At 38.1% G+C, this 26,857-nt stretch carries 29 protein-coding genes, 1 other RNA gene and 1 pseudogene; 13 read left to right on the forward strand and 18 right to left on the reverse strand.

Translation table 11 applies throughout. The features are described from left to right. Positions 1–86: 86 nt before the first annotated feature. The 3 genes from DV428_RS08840 to DV428_RS08850 form a co-directional block, all read right to left on the reverse strand. The gene (locus tag DV428_RS08840) at positions 87–650 is read right to left on the reverse strand and encodes a 5-formyltetrahydrofolate cyclo-ligase (RefSeq protein WP_114909450.1); all 564 of its coding nucleotides are present in this window, start codon (positions 648–650) and stop codon (positions 87–89) included. Between the two features lie 17 nt (positions 651–667). After that, a non-coding RNA gene (gene ssrS / locus DV428_RS08845) (6S RNA) lies at positions 668–865 on the reverse strand. 245 nt (positions 866–1,110) lie between these two features. Continuing rightward, entirely contained in the window at positions 1,111–1,413 is a 303-nt protein-coding gene (locus tag DV428_RS08850; RefSeq protein WP_005632126.1) for a cell division protein ZapA, read from the reverse strand. A 149-nt stretch (positions 1,414–1,562) separates the two neighbouring features. Here DV428_RS08850 and polA point away from each other — a divergent pair, with 149 nt between their 5' ends. Genes polA through DV428_RS08865 form a run of 3 tightly spaced genes read left to right on the forward strand, consistent with a single transcriptional unit; the run spans position 1,563 to position 6,019 of the window. Beyond that, complete coding sequence (polA, locus tag DV428_RS08855) at positions 1,563–4,370, forward strand: DNA polymerase I (RefSeq protein WP_114909451.1); 2,808 nt, start codon at positions 1,563–1,565, stop codon at positions 4,368–4,370. Between the two features lie 11 nt (positions 4,371–4,381). Next, complete coding sequence (locus tag DV428_RS08860; RefSeq protein ID WP_114909452.1) at positions 4,382–4,696, forward strand: cupin domain-containing protein; 315 nt, start codon at positions 4,382–4,384, stop codon at positions 4,694–4,696. A gap of 18 nt (positions 4,697–4,714) precedes the next feature. Then, positions 4,715–6,019: an L-cysteine desulfidase family protein gene (locus DV428_RS08865; RefSeq protein WP_114909453.1), complete on the forward strand. Its 1,305-nt coding sequence runs from the start codon at positions 4,715–4,717 to the stop codon at positions 6,017–6,019. Positions 6,020–6,082: 63 nt separating this feature from the next. On the opposite strand, the gene DV428_RS08870 is transcribed toward DV428_RS08865, so the two are convergent. Continuing rightward, on the reverse strand, positions 6,083–6,448 hold the full coding sequence (locus tag DV428_RS08870) for a transcriptional regulator (RefSeq protein WP_114909454.1): 366 nt from the start codon (positions 6,446–6,448) through the stop codon (positions 6,083–6,085). Positions 6,449–6,548: 100 nt separating this feature from the next. Between DV428_RS08870 and DV428_RS08875 the strand changes: the two genes are divergently transcribed. From DV428_RS08875 to DV428_RS08915, 9 genes are read left to right on the forward strand one after another with little or no spacing between them, the layout of a single operon-like run. Next, the gene (locus DV428_RS08875) at positions 6,549–7,550 is read left to right on the forward strand and encodes a TerC/Alx family metal homeostasis membrane protein (protein WP_114909455.1); all 1,002 of its coding nucleotides are present in this window, start codon (positions 6,549–6,551) and stop codon (positions 7,548–7,550) included. A gap of 5 nt (positions 7,551–7,555) precedes the next feature. Further along, positions 7,556–7,924, forward strand: a complete 369-nt coding sequence (locus tag DV428_RS08880) for a hypothetical protein (RefSeq protein WP_039851547.1) — start codon at positions 7,556–7,558, stop codon at positions 7,922–7,924. A 9-nt stretch (positions 7,925–7,933) separates the two neighbouring features. Further along, on the forward strand, positions 7,934–8,572 hold the full coding sequence (locus DV428_RS08885; RefSeq protein WP_114909456.1) for a vWA domain-containing protein: 639 nt from the start codon (positions 7,934–7,936) through the stop codon (positions 8,570–8,572). A gap of 18 nt (positions 8,573–8,590) precedes the next feature. Next, on the forward strand, positions 8,591–9,226 hold the full coding sequence (locus DV428_RS08890; protein ID WP_114909457.1) for a vWA domain-containing protein: 636 nt from the start codon (positions 8,591–8,593) through the stop codon (positions 9,224–9,226). 8 nt (positions 9,227–9,234) lie between these two features. Beyond that, positions 9,235–10,272: a TerY-C metal binding domain-containing protein gene (locus tag DV428_RS08895; RefSeq protein ID WP_114909458.1), complete on the forward strand. Its 1,038-nt coding sequence runs from the start codon at positions 9,235–9,237 to the stop codon at positions 10,270–10,272. 2 nt (positions 10,273–10,274) lie between these two features. After that, on the forward strand, positions 10,275–11,825 hold the full coding sequence (locus tag DV428_RS08900; protein ID WP_114909459.1) for a PP2C family serine/threonine-protein phosphatase: 1,551 nt from the start codon (positions 10,275–10,277) through the stop codon (positions 11,823–11,825). Then, on the forward strand, positions 11,825–13,324 hold the full coding sequence (locus DV428_RS08905; protein WP_114909460.1) for a helix-hairpin-helix domain-containing protein: 1,500 nt from the start codon (positions 11,825–11,827) through the stop codon (positions 13,322–13,324). Before DV428_RS08900 ends, DV428_RS08905 begins: the two co-directional genes overlap by 1 nt. A 36-nt stretch (positions 13,325–13,360) precedes the next feature. Next, on the forward strand, positions 13,361–13,939 hold the full coding sequence (locus DV428_RS08910; protein ID WP_114909461.1) for a TerD family protein: 579 nt from the start codon (positions 13,361–13,363) through the stop codon (positions 13,937–13,939). Positions 13,940–13,951: 12 nt separating this feature from the next. Continuing rightward, a complete protein-coding gene (locus DV428_RS08915; RefSeq protein WP_114909462.1) occupies positions 13,952–14,599 on the forward strand; it encodes a stress protein in 648 nt (215 codons plus the stop codon). 171 nt (positions 14,600–14,770) lie between these two features. On the opposite strand, the gene DV428_RS08920 is transcribed toward DV428_RS08915, so the two are convergent. From DV428_RS08920 to DV428_RS08970, 11 genes and pseudogenes are all read right to left on the reverse strand, one after another. Then, positions 14,771–15,529 (reverse strand): HugZ family heme oxygenase, encoded by a 759-nt coding sequence (locus DV428_RS08920; RefSeq protein WP_114909463.1) that lies wholly within the window; start codon positions 15,527–15,529, stop codon positions 14,771–14,773. A 177-nt stretch (positions 15,530–15,706) separates the two neighbouring features. After that, positions 15,707–17,350 carry an ABC transporter substrate-binding protein gene (locus DV428_RS08925; RefSeq protein ID WP_114909464.1) on the reverse strand — a complete coding sequence of 548 codons (1,644 nt, stop codon included), beginning with the start codon at positions 17,348–17,350 and terminating at the stop codon, positions 15,707–15,709. Positions 17,351–17,503: 153 nt separating this feature from the next. Beyond that, positions 17,504–18,892: an MDR family MFS transporter gene (locus DV428_RS08930; RefSeq protein WP_114909465.1), complete on the reverse strand. Its 1,389-nt coding sequence runs from the start codon at positions 18,890–18,892 to the stop codon at positions 17,504–17,506. Continuing rightward, entirely contained in the window at positions 18,889–19,404 is a 516-nt protein-coding gene (gene mobB, locus DV428_RS08935) for a molybdopterin-guanine dinucleotide biosynthesis protein MobB (protein WP_032828329.1), read from the reverse strand. Before mobB ends, DV428_RS08930 begins: the two co-directional genes overlap by 4 nt. Positions 19,405–19,557: 153 nt before the next feature. Then, positions 19,558–19,779, reverse strand: a pseudogene (locus tag DV428_RS08940) (hypothetical protein). 112 nt (positions 19,780–19,891) lie between these two features. After that, positions 19,892–20,326 carry a SoxR reducing system RseC family protein gene (locus DV428_RS08945; RefSeq protein ID WP_114909466.1) on the reverse strand — a complete coding sequence of 145 codons (435 nt, stop codon included), beginning with the start codon at positions 20,324–20,326 and terminating at the stop codon, positions 19,892–19,894. Beyond that, entirely contained in the window at positions 20,326–21,120 is a 795-nt protein-coding gene (locus tag DV428_RS08950; protein ID WP_114909467.1) for a class I SAM-dependent methyltransferase, read from the reverse strand. The genes DV428_RS08945 and DV428_RS08950 overlap by 1 nt, the downstream gene beginning before the upstream one ends. Beyond that, entirely contained in the window at positions 21,102–22,193 is a 1,092-nt protein-coding gene (trmA, locus tag DV428_RS08955) for a tRNA (uridine(54)-C5)-methyltransferase TrmA (protein ID WP_114909468.1), read from the reverse strand. Before trmA ends, DV428_RS08950 begins: the two co-directional genes overlap by 19 nt. 143 nt (positions 22,194–22,336) lie before the next feature. Beyond that, positions 22,337–22,672 (reverse strand): MaoP family protein, encoded by a 336-nt coding sequence (locus DV428_RS08960; protein WP_005626449.1) that lies wholly within the window; start codon positions 22,670–22,672, stop codon positions 22,337–22,339. A gap of 61 nt (positions 22,673–22,733) precedes the next feature. Beyond that, positions 22,734–23,351, reverse strand: coding sequence for a thiol:disulfide interchange protein DsbA (gene dsbA, locus DV428_RS08965; protein WP_114909469.1), 618 nt, complete (start codon positions 23,349–23,351; stop codon positions 22,734–22,736). A gap of 12 nt (positions 23,352–23,363) precedes the next feature. Then, positions 23,364–23,630 (reverse strand): YihD family protein, encoded by a 267-nt coding sequence (locus DV428_RS08970; RefSeq protein ID WP_005631120.1) that lies wholly within the window; start codon positions 23,628–23,630, stop codon positions 23,364–23,366. A gap of 64 nt (positions 23,631–23,694) precedes the next feature. On the opposite strand from DV428_RS08970, the gene mobA reads away from it, so the two are divergent. After that, positions 23,695–24,273, forward strand: coding sequence for a molybdenum cofactor guanylyltransferase MobA (gene mobA, locus DV428_RS08975; protein WP_114909470.1), 579 nt, complete (start codon positions 23,695–23,697; stop codon positions 24,271–24,273). Positions 24,274–24,305: 32 nt separating this feature from the next. On the opposite strand, the gene DV428_RS08980 is transcribed toward mobA, so the two are convergent. Genes DV428_RS08980 through aroK form a run of 3 tightly spaced genes read right to left on the reverse strand, consistent with a single transcriptional unit; the run spans position 24,306 to position 26,818 of the window. Continuing rightward, entirely contained in the window at positions 24,306–25,166 is an 861-nt protein-coding gene (locus DV428_RS08980; protein ID WP_114909471.1) for a Dam family site-specific DNA-(adenine-N6)-methyltransferase, read from the reverse strand. A gap of 1 nt (position 25,167) precedes the next feature. Next, complete coding sequence (aroB, locus tag DV428_RS08985) at positions 25,168–26,256, reverse strand: 3-dehydroquinate synthase (RefSeq protein ID WP_114909472.1); 1,089 nt, start codon at positions 26,254–26,256, stop codon at positions 25,168–25,170. Positions 26,257–26,275: 19 nt separating this feature from the next. After that, positions 26,276–26,818 (reverse strand): shikimate kinase AroK, encoded by a 543-nt coding sequence (gene aroK, locus DV428_RS08990; RefSeq protein WP_005631111.1) that lies wholly within the window; start codon positions 26,816–26,818, stop codon positions 26,276–26,278. Positions 26,819–26,857 lie beyond the last annotated feature (39 nt).

Raw genomic sequence — 26,857 nt, forward strand, 5'->3', positions numbered from 1 at the left:
ATTAAGTAAGATCGTTTAAAAGGATTTCAAGAGAAAAAATGAAATATTTTTGATTTTATCTATCAATAAAAATTTGATGATAGGTTTCAACCTACCAAAATATCGAACAGTGGCACATCCCAATGCTCAGTGGGAAGATTTTCTACTTGCTGACATTGATGCGCTAAACCAACTGGAATAAAAGACTTATTTTGCCAATTCTGCAAGGTGCGATCATAAAATCCACCGCCCATGCCAAGGCGGTTTCCCTGTTTATCAAAAGCCACCAATGGCGTAAACAAAATATCCAGTTCATTTAATGGCAAAACATTTTGAACATTCAGCTTTGGCTCCCAAATACCAAACTGATTTTGTTTCATTGGCGTATCAGGTAAATAGCGTAAAAACAATAAATGATGTTTAGTAAAAGGATGTAAAACAGGCAAATACACATTTTTGTTTTGCATCCAAAGGGATTGGATTAGGGCTTTTGTAGAAATTTCGCCATCAAAAGAAAAATATAATGCAATATTTTGGGCTTGTCGTTGCTCGATAAGATTTAACGCCTGTTGAGTAACCGATTGCTCAGCTTTTTTCTGTTGAAGTGCGGTTAAATTTGCTCGTATTTTTCGAATGTCAGAGCGGATTTGCTGGCGTTTTTGAGTATTCATAGACATGAAAGGAGAAGATAGAACCCAGAGTGCCGCTGCGGGCAGTAGTCCTTGAACCCGACGGTTCAAGGAAATCAGTTGATACCGTTTTCAGGTTTCTTAGCCCAATGAACGAGTCAAAGGTTAAGCCTACACACCAACGATAGGAAACCAATTTATAAGATTTAAAGTATCGGCTCAGGGACATAGCCTACTGACGAACACTCCAGGTAATTCTTATAGGTTTATACTAGCCCAAATTCTCAGTATTGACTAGCATTTATTTGTCAATTTTAACGAGTTGATTATAAAACGACAAAAGAGTGTGATAACACAAATTAGTTTTAGGTATTTCTTTATCTTGGAGAGGAGAATCTAAAGAATATAGCGGTGACTTAAGTGATTTTTAACTGATTGCTCTGAATTAACTACATCTTTTAATTTTAAAAAATCTCAGCTCTATTTCACCGCACTTTCCAATTTAATATTGTTCTTTATTGACACGGATATTTTCTAACGAATGGTCTAATTGCTGGATACCCGTTCTCAATACCTCTTCAATTTTAGCCGCTTTATTTTTTTCTTGGCTTAATTCAAAACTCAAATTAAGCGCCACAATAGAAAGCACACGATCAAGCTGAATAAGGCCTGTCTTTTCTTTCATTTCAGAAACCAATATATCTAAATTACGGGCAGCTTGGCGCAGTAATTCTTCTTGCTCAACGGGCACATTTAAACGCAAGACCTGACCCAAAACTAAAATTTCGACCAATTTTAACGACATTTGATTTCCTTAAATTAAATATTTGAGTGGCTGATATTATGCCATAGCAAAAAACGTTCGTCACAAATTTTACATTGAATCCGCCGTTCGCTCATCACCATAAATTACGTTATAATGCTCGCATTTTTTCAGTTTAAAACGAGATTTTTATGGCCCAAATTGCAACAAATCCGCTTGTGCTAGTGGATGGTTCTTCTTATTTATATCGCGCATTTCATGCCTTTCCTCCTTTAACCAATGCAGCAGGTGAGCCAACGGGTGCGATGTATGGCGTTTTAAATATGTTAAAAAGCCTCATCTCACAAGTACAACCCTCTCATATAGCCGTTGTTTTTGATGCCAAAGGGAAAACATTTCGTGATGAAATGTTTGAACAATATAAATCTCACCGCCCACCAATGCCTGATGATTTGCGCAAACAAATTCAGCCGTTGCACGATATGATTTGTGCATTGGGGATTCCGCTTTTAGTGGTGGAAGGGGTTGAAGCTGATGATGTGATCGGCACACTCGCACTACAAGCCTCTCGTTTGGGTAAAAAAGTGCTCATTAGTACTGGCGATAAAGATATGGCACAGTTAGTTGATGACAATATTATGCTCATCAACACCATGAATAATAGCTTATTGGATCGCGAGGGTGTGATTGAAAAATACGGTATTCCACCTGAACTCATTATTGATTATCTAGCACTCATGGGCGATAGTGCAGATAACATTCCCGGCGTTGCTGGCGTGGGCGAAAAAACTGCACTTGGTTTACTACAAGGTATCGGAAGTATGGCTGAAATTTATGCCAATCTTGAAAAAGTAGCGGAATTGCCAATTCGTGGTGCCAAAAAACTAGGTGAAAAATTATTGGCTGAAAAATCCAATGCCGATCTTTCTTATACATTAGCAACAATCAAAACGGATGTTGAACTTAACGTGACAACAGATGAATTGTTGCTTGGAGAAAGCCAAAAGGATCAACTTATTGAATATTTTGCTCGCTACGAATTTAAACGCTGGCTTAATGAAGTGATGAATGGGGCAGATTCTATTACCCAAACCACTGAACAGCCAGTGAAAATGAACCAGTATCAGGCGACCTCACCAGCTCAAAATTCGGTGGGAAATAGTGCGGTGGAAAATACGCCTAAAATTCAAATCGATCGTACAAAATATGAAACCTTGCTCACTCAAACGGATTTAACCCGCTGGATTGAAAAACTCAATGCAGCAAAACTCATTGCAGTCGATACTGAAACAGACAGTCTTGATTATATGTCTGCGAATTTAGTGGGTATCTCTTTTGCTCTTGAAAATGGCGAAGCCGCTTATTTACCATTGCAATTAGATTATTTGGATGCGCCAAAAATACTTGAAAAATCGACCGCACTTGCTGCTATCAAACCAATTTTAGAAAATCCTAATATTCACAAAATTGGACAAAATATTAAATTTGATGAAAGTATTTTTGCCCGTCATGGCATTGAATTACAAGGTGTTGAATTTGATACGATGTTGCTTTCTTATACGCTAAATAGTACTGGTCGTCATAATATGGACGATTTAGCTAAACGTTATTTAGGCCATGAGACTATTGCATTTGGAAGCATTGCAGGAAAAGGGAAAAGTCAGCTTACGTTTAATCAAATTCCATTAGAACAAGCCACTGAATACGCAGCAGAAGATGCTGATGTGACCATGAAATTACAACAAGCACTGTGGTTGAAACTGCAAGAAGAACCAACGCTTGTTGAATTGTATAAAACAATGGAATTACCATTACTCCATGTGCTTTCTCGTATGGAACGTACAGGCGTTTTGATTGATAGTGATGCCCTGTTTATGCAATCTAACGAAATTGCCTCAAGATTAACCGCACTTGAGGAACAAGCTTACGCATTAGCAGGACAGCCATTTAATTTGGCCTCCACCAAACAATTACAAGAAATTTTGTTCGATAAACTTGGGCTACCTGTTTTACAAAAAACGCCAAAAGGTGCGCCATCAACGAATGAAGAAGTATTGGAAGAATTAGCCTATAGTCACGAATTACCCAAAATTTTGGTTGAACATCGTGGGTTGAGCAAACTCAAATCTACTTACACGGATAAACTGCCTCAAATGGTCAATTCACAAACGGGGCGAGTGCATACCTCTTATCATCAAGCAGTCACGGCGACAGGACGTTTATCATCTAGTGATCCAAACCTACAAAATATCCCAATTCGGAATGAAGAAGGTCGTCGTATTCGACAAGCATTTATCGCGCGTGAAGGTTATTCTATTGTCGCCGCTGACTATTCTCAAATTGAGTTACGCATTATGGCGCATCTTTCCGGCGATCAAGGCTTAATTAACGCCTTCTCTCAAGGCAAGGATATTCATCTCTCCACCGCAGCTGAAATCTTCGGTGTATCATTAGATGAAGTCACCAGCGAGCAACGTCGCAATGCTAAAGCAATTAATTTCGGCTTAATTTATGGAATGTCCGCCTTTGGACTTTCACGCCAACTGGGTATTTCCCGTCCAGATGCACAAAAATACATGGATTTATATTTCCAACGCTACCCTGGCGTACAGCAATTTATGAGCGATATTCGTGAAAAAGCGAAAGCACAAGGTTATGTGGAAACTCTATTTGGTCGCCGTTTATATTTACCTGATATTAATTCTAGTAATGCAATGCGTCGTAAAGGAGCAGAACGTGTAGCGATAAATGCACCGATGCAAGGCACAGCTGCGGATATTATTAAACGAGCGATGATTAAACTTGATGAAGTAATCCGTCACGATCCAGATATTGAAATGATTATGCAAGTACACGATGAATTAGTGTTTGAAGTGCGGTCAGAAAAAGTAGAATTTTTCCGTGAGCAAATTAAACAAAACATGGAAGCAGCTGCTGAATTAGTTGTTCCGTTGATTGTGGAAGTAGGTGTTGGACAAAATTGGGATGAAGCGCACTAAGGAATTTAATCATGAATAAAGTTATTAAAAGTCGCCACTTTACGGCAGAACGTGCTTGGGGAGCCCTCGATATTACCAATATGAATGGTATTTCGGTGCGTCTGCACTGGACAGATAAACCTTACAAGTGGCATATCAATGACGGTGAAGAAGTCTTTGCTGTCATGGATGGTACGGTGGAAATGCGCTACAAAGAAGATAGTCAAGAGAAAGCCGTATTGCTCCATACGGGTGATATTTTTTATGCGGGTATCGGTACCGAACATGTTGCTCATCCACAAGGTGAAGCGCGTATATTAGTCATAGAGAAAGAAGACAGTATTTAACAAATTAAAAAGAATTTTATGAATCAAGAAAGACTTAACGAAATTGAAAAACCATTACTCCACATCGTTAAACATGATGTTGTGCCAGCCCTAGGCTGTACCGAACCTATTTCTCTTGCGCTCGCATCTGCTACAGCAGCGAAATATTTGGGCAAAACACCTGAACGCATTGAAGCTAAAGTCTCACCTAATCTCATGAAAAATGGATTGGGTGTTGCAGTGCCAGGAACAGGCATGGTGGGATTACCTATTGCTGCGGCAATTGGCGCATTAGGCGGTAATCCAGATGGCGGTTTGGAAGTATTAAAACATATTACGCCAGAGCAAGTTACTGCCGCTAAATCTATGCTTGAACAAAAATTAGTGAGTGTAGATATTCATCAAACCGAACATATTTTATATTCAGAATCAACATTGTTTGCCGATAATGATTACGTGAAAGTAGCAATTCAAGATCAGCATACCAATGTTATTTTGATCGAAAAAAATGGTGAAATCATTTTTCAGAAAGTGGAAGATGAATGTACTCATTGCGATCCTTATGAGGTTTTTAAACAAATTAGTGCACGCGAGATTTTTGAATTTTCCAATGCGGTTGAATTAGAAAAAATTCGTTTTATTAGTCAAGCTGCAGACCTTAATCGGGCACTTTCAGATGAAGGTTTGCGAGAAAATTATGGGTTGCATATTGGCCGCACATTGAGAAAACAAGTGGGTAGCGGTTTAATTTCTGATGATTTGCTAAGCAAAATTATGATTGAAACCACCGCCGCATCAGATGCAAGAATGGGCGGAGCAACTTTGCCAGCGATGAGCAATTCTGGTTCCGGCAATCAGGGGATCGCTGCAACGATGCCTGTTGTCATTGTTGCAGATTATCTCAAGGTGAGTGAGGCAAAACGAATCCGCGCACTTTTCTTATCACACTTAATGGCCATTTATATTCATAGTAAATTACCAAAACTCTCCGCACTTTGTGCTGTAACTACAGCATCAATGGGAAGTTGCGCTGGCATTGCGTATTTACTCACAGGCAAATTTGAAACAGCCAGCATGGGCATTTGCAGTATGATTGGCGATATTAGTGGCATCATCTGTGATGGTGCAGCCAATAGCTGTGCCATGAAAGTCTCCACCAGCGTTGCTTCAGGCTATAAATCGGTACTTATGGCAATGGATGAGACTCACGTTACTGGCAATGAAGGTATTGTCGAACATGATCTTGATCGAACTATTGATAATCTCTGTGCTATTGCATCAAAAAGCATGCAACATATCGACAGACAGGTTATTGAAATCATGGTGAGTAAACCTTGTCCTTAATGAAAATAAAATGCGGTGAAAAATCTATATAATTTTTACCGCTCTCATTGTGTATAATTTTGATTAAAGTTTATTTTGAAAAGAACTAATAAAAGCAATTAATGCTGATTTTTGCTGTTCCGATAGTCCAATAATCATCTTCAACAAAACTTCATCTAACATTGTCATTTTTTCATTATCATCCACACCGTAACGCAACCATTCTGGTTTAACTGATAACCACTTAGATAATGTTTCAATTTTATCCATTGATGGAATAGCCAAACCATTAAGCCATTTATGTACGGCTTGTTGAGTAACAGACTCATTTGGGTGTTGTAAATTAAATTTAGTTGCTATTTCACTTGTCTTCAAATTCTGCATAGCCATTGCTGAAAGAGCTAGTTTTAAACGTGCACTAAATTTTTCTTTTTCACTTAATATTTTCATAATGAAAATAATTATGACGAAATCCAAAAAGATCTTGTAAACCATTTAGGTTTTTATATAAACTGTGTTGGTTTATAGATTTTTGTTTTAGGTTTCATCTATGCATCATTTTGGATTTCCTTTCGAGGTTTTGGTTGTTTTCTTCTGTGCAATTTTATTCTCAATTTATATTGACTTAGTTTCTCACCGACATAGTAAAGGAATTACCGTAAAAAATGCCGCGCTTTGGTCAATTTTTTGGATTTCATTGGCATTATCGTTCTACTTTTATCTTTATTTCCGCTTTGAGCCGGAATGGGCAGATCTCTATCTTGCCGGTTATGTACTTGAAAAAAGTTTATCCATTGATAACTTGATGGTATTTGTTGCGATCTTTACATCTTTTGGTATCAAAGATCACCTTCAACACCGTATTCTTTATTGGGGAATCTTAGGCGCATTGATTTTCCGAGCTATTTTCGTTGTGATTGGAACAGGATTATTTGCCGCCAGTCCTTGGATTGGATTTATCTTTGCTGCATTTGTACTTTGGAGTGGTTGGAAAATGTTACGAGGCGGAGATGATAATGAAGAAGAAATCGAAGACTATACTCATCACTGGAGTGTTCGTTTGGTAGGGAAAATAATGCCTGTTTTCCCAAAACTAATGCAAGAAAAATTCTTTGTAAAAAATAACGAATTAAATGCAGATCAAATAGTTTCCGTTACTCGTCAAGGTTTTCGTTACGCAACGCCTGCATTTTTATGTTTAATGACTATTGAAACATCCGATGTAGCATTTGCCTTTGACTCAGTACCTGCTGTTATTGCTGTTACTCAAGAACCATTACTCGTTTATGCTGCAATGATTTTCGCGATTCTAGGATTACGTAGTCTCTATTTTATTCTTGCTGCACTCACAAAATATCTTGTTCACCTCGAAAAAGCTGTCATTGCCTTATTGTTCTTTATTGGTATCAAAATGGGAATTCAATCTTGGAATCATGCGGTATTTGATACAGGTATTCATATTCCAGCAAACGTAAGTCTTTATATTGTATTAGGTGTTTTGCTAATAGGAGTTATTGCTTCATTTATTTTCCCTGACAAAGAACAGGAATAATCTATATGGTTACTAAAAAGTTAATACTACTTTCAATCGGTTTAATTTCCATTAATACAATGGCTAATCAATATTATGTTGCCCCACCAACATCTTCTACGAGGGGGCATGTTCCGGTTATTAGTGATGAACAAATGGAGAAATGTGTTGAAATTTATAACCAATCAAAATGGTTAGGTGATTCACTTCAAAATACTTATGTTGATCAATATTCGAGTGCATCAGTAAATGCTTATAACCAAAAAATAGCTCAACATTCACAAATGATAAATTGGTTTAATCAAAATTGCGCAGGAAAACAATCACGTTCTGCTTGTGAAGCTGCAATGGAACTAAATCGTAAAAATGGGATACCAACACAAAATTGCTATTAGGAGAAATTTATGCGTCGTTTACCTGTTTATTTATTAGTCGATACTTCTGGCTCAATGATGGGCGAGGCTATTGAATCTGTGCGTAATGGTTTACAAATGCTAGTTTCTGCATTGCGTCAAGATCCTTACGCATTAGAAACGGCTTATCTATCTGTGATTACTTTTGATAGCAAAGCCAAACAAGTTACACCACTAACGGAGCTAATGAGCTTTCAGCTTCCAATTATTGAAGCATCAGGCTTAACATCAATGGGCGAAGCGTTAAGTTTACTTACAGATTGTATCAATCGCGAGGTACAAAAAGGATCTGCAGAAATAAAAGGTGACTGGAAACCAGTTGTATTTTTACTTTCAGATGGTGTACCAACTGACGATTTGCAGAAAGGAATTAATGCATTAAAAACAGTGAAAACAGGAACTTTTGTGGCTTGTGCGGCAGGCGCTGGAGCAGATACCAATGTATTAAAACAAATTACAGAAAGTGTAGTGTCATTAGATACCGCAGATGCCAACTCTATTAAAGCCTTCTTTAAATGGGTATCTGCCTCTATTTCTGTATCAAGTCAAAAAGTAGATCTCAACAAAAAAGATGTAAGCGGATTAGGTGAACTTCCTCCACCACCAGCAGAATTAAATATTGTTTTATAATTTAGGTGGTTAGTAGATATGTCTAGAAGACTACTCACTTATATTTGTATTGATACATCAGGCTCGATGAAAGGCGAACCAATTGAAGCAGTGAATGTTGGTTTGCAATCACTGCTTTCCGCCTTACGACAAAATCCTTATGCGTTAGAAAGTGTGTATCTCTCCATTTCAACATTTGATACTCAAATCAAAAATGTGCTGCCATTAACCGCACTTGAAGATGTGGTATTGCCGACCATTAGTTGCCCTGATAGTGGGGCAACCTTTCTTGGCAAAATGTTAGAAGAAATCTCACAAGCGGTTAAAAAAGATCGTATTCTTGCTACATCTGAACAAAAAGGCGATTGGCGACCGATTTTAATTTTACTCACAGACGGAAAACCTTCCGATACATTAGCTTATGAACTCGCCATTCCACAAATTAAAGCCTTAAATTTTGGCAACATTGTCGCTTGTGCAGCAGGTCCAAAAGCGGATCCAAACATCTTAAAAAAATTAACGGATACCGTTGTATCACTCGATACAATGGATGCAAATAGCTTTGCACAGTTCTTCCAATGGGTTTCTGCTTCGGTTGCTCAAACCAGTGTCAGTGTGGGCTCAACAAGCAATGCTCTCCCGCCTCCACCTGATGAAATCACTCTTGTATTTTAGGAGAAATTATGCGTCGTTTACCTGTTTATCTTGTTGTTGATATCTCCGAAAGTATGGCTGGCGAAAATCTTCGTCAAATGCAAGAAGGCATTAGCCGCTTGGTTAATCAACTTCGCCGTGATCCTTACGCGTTAGAATCTGTTTATCTTTCTGTGATCGCATTTGCTGGGGCGGCTGGTACGCTTGCACCATTAACGGAATTAATGAGTTTTTACCCGCCTCGTTTGCCGATTGGTTCTGGAACATCTATTGGTGCAGCACTAAATCATTTAATGGATTCTTTAGAAAAAGATATTGTGCGTAGTACGCCAGAGAAAAAAGGCGATTGGAAACCATTGATTTACATTATGTCAGACGGTTCGCCAACAGATGATCCTGCACAAGCTATTTCTCGCTGGAAACACCATTTTCAAAATAAAGCGAAGCTAATCAATATTGGCATTGGTAAATTTGCCAACCTTGATACATTAAGTGAAATTAGTGATTTAACCTATCAACTAGATGATGAAGATATAGAAAAAGTTTACCGTGCTTTATGTGAATCTGTTGCGGATTCCATTCTAAGTCAAAGTCGCTCGCTGGGTGTGGAATTGCCTATATCACTGAATAAAGAAATTTTAGAAAGCGGTGCGATTTCTTTGATTAAAGAAAAAGAGCAAGTGGTCGCTTTAGATGAAAATTATGCAATCATCGTGGGTAAATGTAGCAAGGTGAAATTGCCTTATTTAATGAAATATGAACGGCTTGAAAACAGTCCGCTTGATAATTCGATTTTTCAATATGTTGGTGTTTACCCAGCTGAAAAAGATTACGCAGATTGGTCTGATCATCGGCCAAATCACAGCCAAATTTCTACTTCACAATTATGGGGTAGTGGCGGTTGTCCCCATTGTGGAGCTGCTTTTGGTTTGTGTATGTGCAACTGTGGGCAAATTTTCTGTGCTAACGGCGAAAAAGAAGTCGTCTGCCCTGGTTGTAATGAAACCTTGTATTTTAATGATGAAGCAGACGGTGCTGATTTTGATATTACGCGTGCAAGGGGCTAGGGATGAATGCAACCGAACAATTAGAAAAAATAAAATCTTGGTTAAATCAGGCTGATGAAAAATATCTTGATGCCTTTGCCAGTCAAAATCAGACATTAATATCCCATATTTGTGAAATATGGCAACGTTTTCAGGAAGCTAAAAATATAACATCATTGGAAAATAATATGTTGACCATTCAACCAACAGAAACAACACCAGTATATAAAAAAGAGCTCATCATTACATTGCCAAATGCAAAACAAGATGAACCTTATTTTTACCAAAAAACCAATGATTTCCCTACAATTCAATCTCTAAAAGTCGAAGAGGACCTTGGATTAGCTTGGAATGTAGAAGCCCAAGCATTAGATGGTGTACCGATAAAGAGCGGTGAATTTTTACTGACTTTTCAACTTACTGACGGTAATACAGCACACTCAACCCTTTTTATCAATCCTAATCCGAAATATTTATGGAAGAACATTCCTTCCGATAAAAATAGCCGTTTTTGGAAACCAGATAGTGCAAGTAGCCAGATTTCCACAGACTTAGGACAATTAATCGCAGCACGTATGCGCGGACGTACTCACGCAATGAAAGGAACGTGCTGCGATGATGATTTTACTATCGGCTATCACGAGAAATCAAAATTTCATTTCATTGCTGTTGCTGACGGTGCAGGAAGTGCAGAATTTTCTCGCCAAGGCTCAAAACTAGCTGTAGAGGCCGCAAAAGATAAATTTTTTGAGTTACTGAATATTGAAGGTAAGGACTACCAAAAACTTTCCCAAAAAAACGAACAAGAACTCGCTTATATTACCAAAGTGATGTTTAAAGAAGCGGTTCAAGCCGCTTATCTTGCCCAAGAAACAGCAGCAAAAGATTATGTTATTGAACAGAAATCTCTTTCTTGCACATTACTGCTTGCGTTTACATTACCTTTAATCGATGGGAAATGGTTCACTGCTTGTTATTGGGTGGGAGATGGTGCAGCTGCAATCTTTGATACCGCTATACAAAAAATCAAATTATTGGGTGAGGTGGACTCAGGACAATATTCAGGTGAAACCCAATTTTTAACCTTAGCTGAAGCCAATGCGGAAAAAATCACCGCACGCATTTATACAGATATTCGTGATTATCCTCCAATCCTGATATTAATGACAGATGGCGTTTCCGATCCTAAATTTCATAGTGATGTACAGCTTAACACCTTTGAGGCTTGGCAAACATTTTGGCAAGAATTACGTGAACCATTACAAAAAGAGCAACCAGAAAAAGCCTTAGAGGAATGGCTAGATTTCTTCTCAAAAGGAGAGCACGATGATCGCACTTTAGCGATATTTATTCCGCAGTCAGAATGGCAGGGAATGACTTATACATCAATGAGCAATGAAATCTTGAAGGAAGAGTCAAGAATAGTGAATGAGATAGTTCTACAAGCGACTGAAAATAATCAAGAATTTGCTAATGAAAAAGTCAGAACTATCAACATTACTCAGAACAATGAAACAAAAACAATCACGCTCCAGAAAGCAAGTGACATACCACTTCAAAAAGGAACTGAATAATGGGTAAAGTTATCACGCTCACTGCAACAAATGGTGAAACTATTCAATTTGTTGATGAAATCAAAGCCCAAGGCGGAATGAAAGATGTGATGTTCTCACCTAATAAAGATTATGTTGTTGCATTCTTCCGTGAACCTGCTGATCTTGCCACGAAAGAGCGGTTAGAAATGATAACAGGAACTTACCGCGAAAAGATCTTTAATCAAGAAGGTGGCGAATATCTTAAAAAATTATTCTGTTGGCCTACCGCTGTAGTGGAATATCAAGGCAAGCTCGGTGTGGTTAGCCCTTTTTATCGTGATTGCTTTTTCTTCCAATATGGCAGCCGTAATAACGATATGTTAGGCATTAAAGGCAAAGATAAAGATGGTAAATGGTTCGCCAGTGCATCTAATCGCAATAAGTTTCTTGACTCGCGAGAGTTAGGTGATTGGATGTTGCATCTGAAAGTCTGCTTGATGCTGGCTCGTGCCGTTCGCCGTATGCATATGGCCGGATTAAGTCATAGTGACTTAGGTTACAAAAACTGCTTAATCGATCCAACAACTGGTCAAGCAAGTTTAATTGATATTGACGGCTTAGTTGTGCCGGGGAAACATCCACCAACAGTGGTGGGAACACCTGATTTTATTGCACCTGAAGTAGTGGCAACTCAACATTTAGACAAAAGTGATCCGAAACGTAAATTACCAAGTCGAACCACCGATCTACACGCATTAGCTGTTTTGATTTATATGTATTTACTTTATCGCCATCCACTTCGGGGAGATAAAGTCTTTGATATGAATGATAGCCAGCGTGATGAAGAATTAGGAATGGGAGAAAAGGCGTTATTCATTGAACACCCAACTGATCATTCTAATCGTATAAAAGTAGGGAATGTTAAACCTAGCGAACAGCCTTGGAAAGACACACAAAAAATGCCTTATACCATTACTGGCCCTTATTTAAGCGAATTATTTAAACGAGCTTTTATTGACGGCTTGCATAATCCTATTGCTCGCCCGACAGCAGATGAATGGGAACAGGCATTAGTCAAAACAGTAGATTTGCTTCAGCCTTGTCAAGGCGCTAATTGTGAACAGAAATGGTATGCTTTTGATAATTCTAAATCGCCTAAATGTCCGTTTTGTGGCACAGCACATCAAGGTAAATTGCCCGTGTTAAATTTATATTCTTCTGCACCAAATGGTAGTTATCGTCCTGATAATCACAGAATTATGGTCTACAGCGGGCAATCACTTTTCAAATGGCATTCAGATAATCGTATTTTCCCGAATGAGAAATTAAAAGTGGAGGATGCAAAACGCATTGGATATTTCGTGTTATATCAAGGAAATTGGTGGCTTGTGAACGAAAATCTGACTGATATGGTAGATGTCAATACTAAACAATCTATTCCTATTGGTGGAAAAGTGAAACTCGAGGAAGGCGCCAAAATTCTTTTGAAAAAAGGCGAAGGCGGACGGCTTATCGTTGTTCAAATGACTGGTGCATAAGATTTATTAACCTAATAATAACTGGAGAATTATAATATGGCAATTTCATTAACCAAAGGTCAAAACGTTTCATTAAGTAAAACCGATCCGAGCTTAAAAAATGTATTGGTTGGTTTAGGGTGGGATGCTCGTTCAACTGATGGGCAAGACTTTGACTTAGACGCAAGTGTATTTATGGCAACAGAAAATAGTAAAGTGCCTTCTGATAGACATTTTATTTTCTATAATCAATTAGTTTCACCTTGTGGTGGTGTAGAGCATACTGGCGATAACCTCACCGGTGATGGAGATGGTGATGATGAAAGCGTGATAGTTCGCTTAGACAAAGTAGAAAGTAATATCAAATCACTTTTTATTACTGTAACTATTCACGATGCAGAAGCTCGTCGTCAAAATTTTGGTCAAGTCAGCAATGCATTCGTACGTATTGTTAATAATGATACTAGTGATGAAATTGTTCGTTTTGATCTTTCTGAAGATTACAGCACCGAAACAGCAATGGTGTTTGGTGAAATTTATCGTCATAACGGTGAATGGAAATTTCGTGCAATTGGTCAAGGATATACAGGGGGATTATATTCACTTTGTCAACAATATGGTGTAAATGTTGGTTAATTGGAGTGAAAAATGGTTTCATTAAATAAAATTACTTTAGAAAAAAAAGGTGATTCGCATAAAATTGATTTATCGAAATCAACTGATCAGCAAATTACTATTAACTTAAATTGGACTCAACAAAAACCCTCTGGTTTCTTCAGTAGCTTATTTGGTTCAAATAAAGAGATTGATTTAGATCTTGGGTGTTACTGGGAGTTACAAGACGGAACAGCTTCACTTATTGACGGTTTGCAATTTTCCAAAGGCCGTGGCGGGTCAAGAGAACGTCTAACACGCCAAGGATGTTATAGCCAAGCACCTTGGGTATGGCATTGTGGAGATGATCGGAATGGCAGCTCAGCCGAAGGTGAAAATATTTTAGTCAACCCAAAAGGTATCAGAGATCTACGTCGTTTGGTTATCTATTGTTTCATTTATGAGGGGGCTGCTAAATGGGCCGAGTCTGATGCCGTAGTAACCGTTAAAGTGCCTAACCAGCCTGAAATCGTTGTTGAAATGGGGAAACAAACTGATCCTCGCACATTCTGTGCGATTGCAAGCATTGACTTTGATGATTCTCAGATGTCAGTTCGTAAAGACATTAACTTCTTTAATGGACATGCAGATTGTAGCCAATATTACGGCTGGGGATTCGAGTTTTCCGCGGGAGCAAAATAAAATACCTTACTTACCAAGCTACATACAATAAAAGGTAATTTTCTTAAATGTAGGATATGCAATATAATCTTATATACATACCTGTTTATTATATAAATTAATAAACAGGTATTTCTTAACTTTATGTATGAAAATTATTCCATATTATTTAATGAGAAAATACTAGTTATTTTATGCTCTATCTTTTTCATGTGGATTACCTTTGACACCAATATGAGAAATTTCCCCATTAGCATCAATCAAATAAGCTTGGCCAAAACCTCTTACAAAACGACCTGTTCCAAATGTAAGTTCAACTAAATCAAAATCAGTAAATTCACGAATCGTTTTAATTCCGCCTACATCATTCATAGTTTCGGCTAATTTATCTAAGACCTTTTCAACAATTGGATCTTCACGAGGAATAAAACGTGCACTTGCTTTGTAACGTAAACGAGTACGTACAATAATCGATTTCGCTTTGCTTTCATCTTCTAAAAACATCACTTCCGCTTGATTCGGATTGCGTTTTAAATTGTCATAATGCTCTGCAATGGCACTGATATAAATATAATATTTTCCACCAAGCGAAATAATTGGCGCATAAGATGCCATCGGTAAGCCATCTTTATCTAAAGTGGCAAGCACACAGCTTTTAAACTCTTGACGAAATTCATCAATTTTAGCTTTTATACGATCGTAATTTGCAACTGGTTTATTTTCTACACAAAGATTGATTATTGCTTGCTTAATTGAACCTTCGTCAGCTTGTTGTGGAAATTCCACGCGTAATGTTTTGCCATCATTATATTTAAAATCTAAACCACCAAAATCTACATTAACTAATGTCACATCCGTGATTTCCTTTTCGCCACCAAATTTTTTACAAAGAGCAGCCATATCATCTTGGTGATGATCATTCATGTGAGTGATAATTCTATTGAAATCCATTTTTGTTCCTTATATTTACGATTAATCTCATTATTCTACGGATTCTCTTCCGTGAGGAATAATGTTGAGCATTATACTCAAGTAAAATATATTTAACATATTTTTCACAAAATAATAACATTTTAAATAAAAAGGCCCTTACGAAATAAGGGCCTAAAAGAACTGAAGTGGTATTAATTATTTACCATCAACACTCACGCCATAGAAAGCATCATAGCCAAATGGGCTTTGTACATAGCCTTTTACGCGTGGACTAAGCGGTGCAAAACCTACAGAGTGCGCAACTGGAATCCAAGGTGCCTGATTATGAATGATAACTTGCGCTTGTTTATAAAGTGCGGTGCGTTCTTCCTTATTTGTTAATCCGATTGCTTTATCTAGTAATTCATCAAACTCTGGATTTTTAAAGCGAGCCATATTGGAATTACCCGCATTAGAACTTGCCAATAATGGAGATAAGAAGTTATCAGGATCACCATTATCACCAGACCAACCAAAGATACCAGCAGTTAACTCACCCGCTTTCGCACGTTTTTGATAATCCGCCCATTCATAGGTAACAGGATTGGTTTTTACACCTACTTTCGCCCAATCCGCCATAATAAGTTCAGCCATACGTTTTGGATTTGGGTTAGATGCACGTACAACAGGTTGAATCCAAAAATCAGTTTCAAAACCATTTGGATAACCTGCTTCTGCTAAAAGTTGTTTTGCTTTTTCTGGATCATACGGATAATCTTGAACTTCATCGTTGTAACTCCAAATTGTTGGAGGAAGTGGATTTTTAGCTGGTGTACCTGCGCCTTGGTAAACCGCTTCAATAATCGCTTTTTTATCCACTGCGTAATTCAACGCTTGACGAACTTTGACATTATCAAACGGTGCTTTTTCGGTATTGAATGCAATATACGCCACGTTCAAACCTTTTTGTTCCAAAAGTTGTACTTTTGGATCTGTTTTCATTTTTGCTAAATCTGCTACATTCGGGAATAAAATTAAATCACAAGAGCCAGCCTGTAATTTTGCATAACGTGTTGTCGCATCTGGCACAATATTGATAACTAAACGATCCAATGGTGTTCTACCCTTCCAATAGTTTTCGTTTGCTACATACTGGGCTGCCTGATCTGTTTTGTAATCAACAAAAACAAATGGTCCCGTCCCCACTGGGCGATTATCAATTGTTTCTGGCTTACCTGCTTTCAGCATTGCATCAGCATATTCTGCGGAATAAATAGAAATAAAATCCATACCAAGACTAGCCAAGAAAGTCGCATCTTTCTTGTTCAAGGTAATACGAATTGTGTTGTCATCTACTTTCTCCACAGATTTTAACAACTCAGGGAATTTCATTGCTTTGAAATATGGATAAGTCCCTTTAGATACATTGTGATATGGATGATTTGGATCTAACTGACGTTGGAATGAAAACACGACATCATCCGCATTAAAATCACGTGTTGGGGTAAATTCTTTTGTTGTATGGAATTTAACACCTTTTCTTAAATGGAATGTATAAGTTAAACCATCATCGCTGATTTCCCAGCTTTCAGCTAAAGCAGGTTCAATATCCGTTGAGCCTTTTTTAAATTCAACTAAGCGGTTATACACTTGTTGTGAACTGGCATTATAAGATGTCCCCTCCATTACAAGTGCAGGGCTAAACCCTAAAGGTGCTTTTGCTGTACAGTAAACGAAAGTATTGTTAGATGCAGATTTGGTTTCAGCTTGTGCGGTCGGTTTATTTGCTGAACCTGATTGATCGCAAGCTGCTAATACAAGTGTTACAGCTGCAAGAGTTAGTGTTGCTTTTAGCTTCATGATAGTTCCTCACTTTGTTGGCAGGGATTTATTCGAGCATTGTCATATAACCAAGATGCTAGATAAATCCTATCTAAAATAAATGTTTAATAAGATATAAGCAAATGTCGCTTTTTTTAAATAAAAAAATTCTATGGATTATAACAAATTAATCTAAGGATTCTTCCGTAAATGATCGCCATCATTTTTATGTAATTTCATAAGCGACCAAACTAAGGCGATTGCAAAAAGTGATGAGGTTAAGAAAGTATAACTAAAAGCCTGTTGTAAACCATCACTTGCGCTAAAGAAATGTCTATAGAGATTTAGAATTATCGATGAAATAGCAATACCAAATCCAATCCCAACTTGCTGCACAATACTTAATACTGTAGAACCTGTGCCTGCCTGTTGTTTTGAAAGATCGCCTACAGTCAACGTATTAATTGAAGTGAAAATTATCGACATGCAAGCGCCATACCACATAAGATTACAAATAATCCAAGTCAGAGAACTTTGTTGATCTAACCAAGCCATTGAAATCACAGAGCCAGCCATCAAAAGTGCGGATGAAATTAGCGTTGTTTTATAGCCCCAACGATTTAAAATTCGTCCAATTAATATTTTCAAAATCACAGAAATTAACGCAATCGGTGCTAATAGCCAGCCTGACATTTCAGCACTGTAACCGAAAGATAATTGGAACATCAAAGGCAATAAAAAGGGAACGCCAGATGCAGATAATCGGATAAACATATTGGCAATGATGCCTAATCTGAATGTACGAGTGCGGAAAAGAGATAAAGGTAAAATGGCATCTTCATTGTTTTTGGCATAGCTACAATACGCCACGAGTAACAGAACACCAACAACTAATACGCTATAGGTTGCAATTGCACTATGCTGGCTTTCACCGAGTAAATCCAAACCAAGCGTGATGCCAACTAACCCCAATGCAAACAGTAAAAAACCTGTCCAATCTAGTTTCTCAGCTTCTCCTTTGATGTTACTCATCACGCTGCCCGATGCCAAAATCCCTAGTGCACCAATTGGAATATTAATTAAAAAAATCCAGTGCCAGCTGGCGTGAATGACTAACCATCCACCTAAAATAGGCCCTAGAATGGGTCCGATCAAACCTGCAGTTGCCATTAAATTCCAAGCATTAACTAATTGTTGTTTCGGGACAGCTTGAATAATAGCTAAACGCGCCACTGGCATCATAAAGGCACCACCTATCCCCTGAATCACTCTGGCTAAGATTAAACTTTCTAAATTAGGAGCTGCAGCACAAGCAATAGAACCAAAAATAAACGTCAACACTGCAGCGCGAAAAACGGTCAATGTCCCAAATTTTGCAGCTGCCCAAGCGGTAAGAGGAATAAATAATGCAACGGCTAAAGAATAAGCAATAATCGCCATTTGCATTTCAAAAGCGGGTTTATGTAAATCGGAAGATATCGCGGGTAAAGCTGTATTTAGAATGGTCGCATCGAGGCTTTGCATAAAAAGCGCCATTGCTGCTACCCAAGCTAAACCGCGATAGGCATTGGATTCAGTCATCGTGCTCCGTGAAAATGGTGCAACCAATTTTCAATAAAATCGGCAATTTGCGGAATGCGGTTAATATCCAACAAAGTGCGGTCAATTTCAAGGGGATAATTCGTTGCAACTGCGAGCACATATTCGTCAATTTCGGGTAAAGGTTTTGTCATTTCTTGACGATGGAGCAAAATCTTTGGAATTGGCTCTTGTTTAAACCCCTCTACCAACACTAAATCAGTTAAAGTGCGGTCAAATTGTTGTGCTAAATAATCCAATGAAACAGGTTTTGGCGTTTCCGTCATGATCGCCCAGCGTTCATCATTCGCTAAAATGACTTGAGAAGAACCCGCCTCTTTCATACGCCAACTATCTTTTCCTTCCTTATCAACTTGCATATTGTGATGGCTATGTTTAATCACTGAAACGCGAATGTGACGAGCGATAAGTTCTGGGATAAGTTTTTCTAATAATGTTGTTTTACCACTACCGCTATAACCGGTAATTCCAAGTAAAGGAATCTGATTGTTCATAAAAATAACCTTAAAAATCACCGCACTTTAGATACGGAAAACCCCGAAAGATCGGGGTTAATAAATTAAGAATGTTTTGCTACATAATTGGCAAAAATAAGTCCGCCAATAGCAAGAAGAGCAACAATGCCAAGCCCTATAGTAAGCCACATATTATTTTCCCTCCATTAATTGACGAAATTTACGCCCCATCACAAGGCAAGCATAAGCAATAATGAGCAAAAAACTAATATTTAATCCTTTTAAGAAAAGCGGTTGCTCGCCATAAAGTATAACAGGCATTGCTAGAATAGCAACTTTTGCCACATCATCACTAAGTTTTGACCAAGCCTATAAAGAGCTTTTCTCAATGGGTAATTTAAATAAATTCAGCATAGTTTCTCCGATGAATAAAAGAGAAATTTTGCTGAAATAGAAAGGGAATTTCTCAACTAGCTTTATAGTTTGCGATCTAGATCGCAGAAATAATAAAAAGCGAATAAAAAACTTAAGACAATACGCGCAATAAAACAGGCTGAAACTCTGTTTGCTGCCCTAATTTTCTGCTATAAGATTTTACAAAAATGAAAGAAAGTGCGGTTAATTCAAAGATTAAAATTGCACGCAGGATTTCATTATCGCTAATGTAATCAGACAACATCGTCGCAATCAATAAGGTCAAAAGTGGTACAACATACATCAATAATGCCGATAACAACATCGACTTTTCTTCTAATCCAATTTCAACAATTTGACCTTCGCGTAATGGCATTAATATTTTCACATTAAAAATATGCTCGCCACGTTTACCGTTTAATTCTGAAAGGCTTGATGTTCCACAACTGTTTTTAGCTGCGCATTGGCCACAAGCACTTTGGGATTGGCATTTCACTTTGGCAATGCCATTTTCATAACTGATGACAACCGCACTTTCTCTTAGCATTATTTTTCTTCTCCAAAAGCGGGCGTAGCCGCTTGTCCCATATAAATATCAAAGCGATGATTTTTCGTTTCACGGCTAAAGTGCGGTTGTTTTCCACCAAGAAATTCCGCATAGTCAGGACGCTTCACAACCACACGTTTTTTAGCTAATTGTAGTGCAGGTAAAAGCAATTCATCGGCATCTAAATCTGCTCCAACTAAATGCTGGAAGACGCGCATTTCTTTTTTTACTAGTGCAGATTTTTGTTTATGCGGATACATTGGATCGAGATAAACCACATCGGCATAATCGCTATTAGGATCAAGTTCATTAATATGGTGAACATTCAGCAAGCGCAAATTTTGTTGCAACATCTCGCCGATTTCCTCATCTTGATAAGCATGATTTAAACCATCTTGCAGAAGTAAAAAAACAACAGGATGGCGTTCAACTAAACGAACTTGGCAGCCAATCGAGGCTAGCACAAAGGCATCACGCCCTAGACCTGCTGTTGCATCAATAACCGTTGGCAATTCCGAACCTTTAATCCCAACTGCTTTCGCTACAGCTTCACCGCGACCACCACCGAATTTACGACGATGAGCCATTGTACCACCAACAAAATCAACATAAACCGCCCCGAGTTTAGGTTCATCTAATTTGCGCAATTCTAAACGGTCATCGGTTTGAACAAGCGCAAGTGGGCTTTGTTCATTATGAATAATATGATGTTCAGCACAAAGTGCGGTCAATTCTGCTAATGTTTTTTCTGGAGATTCAGAAATTAGTTGAATACCTACTTGCGAATGAGCCATACGCCGCTTTCCATGTGGTCAGTGTAAGGGAATTGGTCAAATAACGCAGCTTTTTCAATGCGGTGCGTTTTTGAAAGTTCAACAAGGTTATCGCACAGCGTATGTGGATTACAGGAAATATACAAAATGCGATCGTAATTTTGTACAAGTTTCACTGTATCAGGATCAAGCCCTGCGCGAGGTGGATCGACAAAAATGGTATTACATTCATAAGATTTTAAATCAATCCCTTTCAAGCGATTAAAGGCTCGAACCCCATTCATAGCCTGCGTAAATTCTTCTGCCGACATACGGATAATTTGTAAATTATCTACTTTATTTTCAGTGATATTAAACTGTGCGGCGGCTACGGAAGGTTTGGCGATTTCTGTTGCCAATACCTTACGGAAATTTTGTGCAAGTGCGATAGAAAAATTACCGTTTCCGCAGTAAAGTTCTAATAAATCACCTTCGCTATTTTGGGTACAATCAATTGCCCATTCAAGCATTTTGCAGTTTACTGTTGCGTTTGGCTGCGTAAAACTATTCTCGACTTGGCGATAAACATAATTTCTGCCATTCACAGGTAAAACTTCGTCCACATAATCTTGCTCAAAACAGACTTTTTGTTTACTTGCACGCCCGATTATTTGCACATCAAAATCTTGCTTTTCGAGTAAATCTTTTAGATTTTTAGCCGCACTTTCCCATTCTTCAGTGAGTGTTTTATGATAAAGCAAGCTCACAATAATCTTATTACTCAAGGTGCTAAGGTAATCAATTTGGAATAATTTTTTGTGTAGCACTTCTTGTTGTTTTAACAAAGGTAATAAGGTTTGCATCATACGATTAATTAGCATGCTGGCGATTGGAAATTCATCCACGCGATAACGCTGCAACGTCGCTTGATCAAACATAATATGATAAAAATCATCTTGCTCGTGCCAAATACGAAACTCCGCACGCATACGATAATGACTTGTTGGAGAGTCAAAAACTTGAATATCCGGCGCATTGAAAGGGCGCAAAAGTGCAGTTAATTTTTCAAGTTTTTTTTGTAGCAGTTCGTTGTATTGAGAAATCGGTAATTGCATAGAAATTAGTATTTATAGGGTGTATGAAGACGAATCGTTCATACAAAGATAGGAGAATAAAGTTATCAGCTGTGAATTACGCGAGATTTCACAAGCTATTCAAAAACAAAAGGCAGACTTCCGCCTGCCTTATTTAACGTATCTTATTCACCGGAATAATCTTCACCGCCAGAGGCAGCTTCACTCACATCACCAGATAAGGTGTAAACACGTTTTTTAGTGTTAATACGAGTACGATATTTATTCCAAGTTTTTTCAAAGAAAGTCTCTGCTGCGCGCTCACCACGGCAAAAAGCGACGAAATCTTTTTCTTCTTTAGTCGCTGGCTCACGTTCCCCTAAGTCTAGTGCTTTGAACGCTTGGCCATATTGCTCAAGCACCTGTGATTCTTTGATTGTGTAATCACCGTGACGGGAAAAACCACGTGGGTAGTTTTTGTCGTCAAAGAAACGACGCGTTACGCTAAAACTTGCAGCCATAATATTCTCTCTTCTTTCATTAATATTTACAAAATAGGGCAGGCATTAAACCAATTTTTCGTTATTTTTGCAATAAACCTTTTACGGTTTGCACATAATCTTTCACGAAATCATCGTAATTTAACCCTTCAGGGTTTACACGGAATTTACCATTTACATAAAAATCAGGTACGCCACGTACTTTAAATTGTTCTGCGGCGTTTACTTGTTTATTGACTAAACCATTCACTGCAAAACTATTAATGCCACCATCAAATTGCTCGGCAGTTATACCATTCGATAAGAAAATAGCTCGAATATCATCCATTGATTTCAAAGCATCCTTTTGGGCCGCTTCAAATAATGGTGCCTTTACTTTACTTTCTGCCCCCAATGCCATTGCTAACGCCCAAGCACGCGTTAAGTTTTCAGACTGGCGACCTAAGAAATTCACATGATATTGTTTAAATTTCACGTCTTTTGGTAAAGCATCTGCGACTTGTTGTGGAATTTTGTATTCCATTTCAAAGGCGTAACAATGCGGACAGTAGAATGAGAAAAACTCAATCACTTCTTTTTGCTGTGAAGCCTGTTGACTCACTTGAACATATTGTTTGCCTTCTTGTAAATCTGCGGCAAAACTATTTACAGACATAAGCGTGCTGATACCTAAACCTAACGCAAGTAATACTTTTTTCATTTACTTTCCTTCTTATTTAATGATACCGCGAGCACGGAGCAATGCGGTTTTAAAATCTTCTTCGTAATCTTTTTTGAGACCAGGAATTGGCTCATGTTTATCGGTACCATCCATTTTTAACTGATAAATAATCACTTCATCAGTTAATTCATTTAATGGCTTTTGGAAACCTGATTCATTGGCAATTTTTTGCAAAATTTCCATTAAGCTCAAATCCGGGTCTTTAGACCAATAAGGCTGTAAAAGTTCCAAAACTTCATTTAAACGCTTACATTTCATTGCTATTTCCTTTTTAATCGTAAAAAATAGGCAAATGATACTTGAAATAACGATAGATTAAAATATGACAATCACAATAAGCGCGGTAATTTTGGCTGGTGGCAAAGCACGCAGAATGGACGGGCAAGATAAAGGATTACAGATTTTAGGTAAACAATCTTTAATTCAACATGTTATTCATCGCTTGCAACCACAAATTCATCAGATTTCAATTAACGCTAACCGAAATCAAACAGAATATGCAAAATTTGGCTTTCCTGTTTTCTCCGATGAACTGCCCGATTTTCAAGGGCCATTAAGTGGCATGCTAACAGCCCTAGAAAAAACAAAAAGCGACTTCATCCTTTTTACACCTTGTGATACACCTTTTTTCCCAACTAATCTTTTAGATAAACTCAAAAGTGCGGTTGAAAATCACCGCACTTTAATTGCGTATGCTTGCGATGAGGAACGTGAACATCCCGTTTTTTGTTTGATGTCCGTTCAGCTAAAGGAAAAATTGCGACACTATCTAGCATCGGGTGAACGACGCCTTTTACAGTTTATGAAAGAAAATGGCGGGATTTCAGTAAAGTTTACGCAAGAAGAAGGCAACTTCGAGAATTTTAATACGATGGATGATTTAAAGAAAACAGTCATCTAACCGAACACTAACAAAAGTGCGGTTTATTTTTATTATTTACGAGCACCAAATATCGCAATCAATTCTTTCACTTTTACGCGTTTTTCTGAATTCTGACTAATAGAACGTTGGACTTTTACCCGTTTAAATTTTGCACCGTTATAAATTTCACGCGTAAATTTAGTATCGTGATTAGAGATCAATATCGGAATTTGTTTTTCTTTTTGTATAGATTTCGCTAAATCAGCCAAAGCACGTTGCTGCATCAGACCAAACTCATTGCCCGCATAACCAGTAAAATTAGTATCCTGTTGTAGCGGAGCATAAGGCGGATCGCAATAAATCACCGAATTCTTATCGGCAAATTCAAAAGTTTTTTGAAAATCACAACATAAAAACACCGCACTTTGCGCTTTATGAGCGAAATAACGTAATTCATCTTCTGGAAAATAATGAGTTTTATAAGCCCCAAAAGGCACATTAAATTCATTCTTGCTGTTGTAGCGGCATAATCCGTTAAAACCAAAACGGTTCAAATACAAAAAAATAATCGAACGTTCGAAAGGATCCGTAGAAGCATTGAATTGACGACGTTTGGTATAGTAATAATCAGGTGTATTGGCATCATCAGCAAAGAAAATCGGCTTGCAAGCTTCGATATAACCCTCTACATTTTCTTTAACAATATTGAATAGATTGATTAAATCAGGGTTGATATCTGCCAAAATATAGCGTTCAAAATTAGAATTAAGAAATACTGCTCCAGCCCCCACAAATGGCTCAATTAAGCAGTTTTTTTTGTTTGGAAAGGCTTTATTTATATCGTCCGTTAAACGAAACTTCCCCCCCGCCCATTTTAAAAATGGACGGTGTTTTAACTTAGGTTTTAAAGATTGTTTTTTCGGACGTAACATCTTAATCCGTTTGAGTACAACGACGAATTGCATTTAACACGAGGGTATGATCGGTATCATTCGCTACATAAGCTTGGCCTAGAGATTTGAGTAGCACCAGACGCAATTTACCCGCTAGAACTTTTTTATCACGCATCATATGCGGTAAATAGTCCTCCGGCTGCATCGTATCCGGTGATACGGTGGGCAAATTGGCACGAGCAAGTAATTTTTCAAGGCGAGACACATCTGCAATAGAAATATCTCCAAGTTCCTCCGAAAGCGCCGCTGCCATCATCATTCCTGTCGAAACAGCTTCACCATGAAGCCAGTTTCCATAACCTAAGTGAGTTTCAATGGCATGACCAAAAGTGTGCCCAAGATTGAGCAATGCACGATCGCCCTTTTCTGTTTCATCTCTCGCAACCACATCCGCTTTAATTTGGCAACAACGAGAAATACAATGTTGAAGCGCCTCAGGATGCAAAGCGACAAGTTCATCAATATGTTGTTCTAGCCATTCAAAAAATTCGTAATCTAAAATGGCGCCATATTTGATAACTTCGGCAAGACCCGCGTTTACTTCACGTTTAGGAAGCGTATTAAGCGTGAGCGTATCAATAATAACCATTGATGGCTGATAGAATGCACCAATCATATTTTTGCCTAATTCATGATTAACCGCCGTTTTACCGCCCACTGAAGAATCCACTTGTGAAAGCAATGTGGTTGGAATTTGAATTAAACGCACACCGCGCTGATAACTTGCCGCAGCAAATCCCGCAACATCGCCAATTACACCGCCGCCCAATGCAATAATCGTGGTATCTCGTCCATGATTACCTTGTAAAAGTGCGGTGAAAATTAAGTTTAAAGATTCAAGCGTTTTGTATTTTTCGCCATCTGACAATAAAACATGATCGACCACGCAACCACGTTTTTCTAACGCATAGATGACTGTATCAAGATAAAACTGTGCAACCGTGGGATTCGTTACAATCATCACGCGATCCCCACGTTTAATCGGGTAACTACGTTCATCTTGTAACAATCCGCTACCAATTAAAATAGGATAGCGACGCTCTTGCAATTCCACGTTGACGCACAGCATAATTTATCCTTAGGTGTGTTTAAAGTGCACCATTCAATCCATTCATATTATCAATTAAATCAACAATTTGATTTACCATTACTTTGGCATTTTGCTCATCGGTTGGCAAAGTGATGTCCGCAATTTCTTCATAAAGCGGATTGCGAATTTTTGCTAAATCTTCCAATACTTGACGAGGATTATCTGCATCTTGGAGCAATGGACGTTTTTTATCACGTTGAGTACGTTGGAATTGTTTTTCCACCGTTGTTTCCAAATAAATCACAATACCGCGTGCAGATAAATAATTACGGCTTTCTTTAGAAAGCACTGCGCCACCACCAGTTGAAAGCACAATACCTTGCATTTGTGTGAGTTCGTTAATAATGCGTTCTTCACGCTTACGGAAGCCTTCTTCCCCTTCCAAATCAAAAATCCAGCTAATGTCTGCTCCCGTACGCTCTTCAATCACGGCATCGGAATCAATAAAATCCATATTAAGCTGTTGTGCTAATTGACGACCGATAGTGCTTTTACCTGCACCCATTGGCCCCACTAAAAAAATATTACGTTTTTCCGCCATTGTTCTTTTCTAATTAAATTAAAGGTGAAATAAAAATTT

Source organism: Haemophilus haemolyticus (assembly GCF_003352385.1).
In the GTDB taxonomy this organism is placed as follows: domain Bacteria; phylum Pseudomonadota; class Gammaproteobacteria; order Enterobacterales; family Pasteurellaceae; genus Haemophilus; species Haemophilus haemolyticus_I.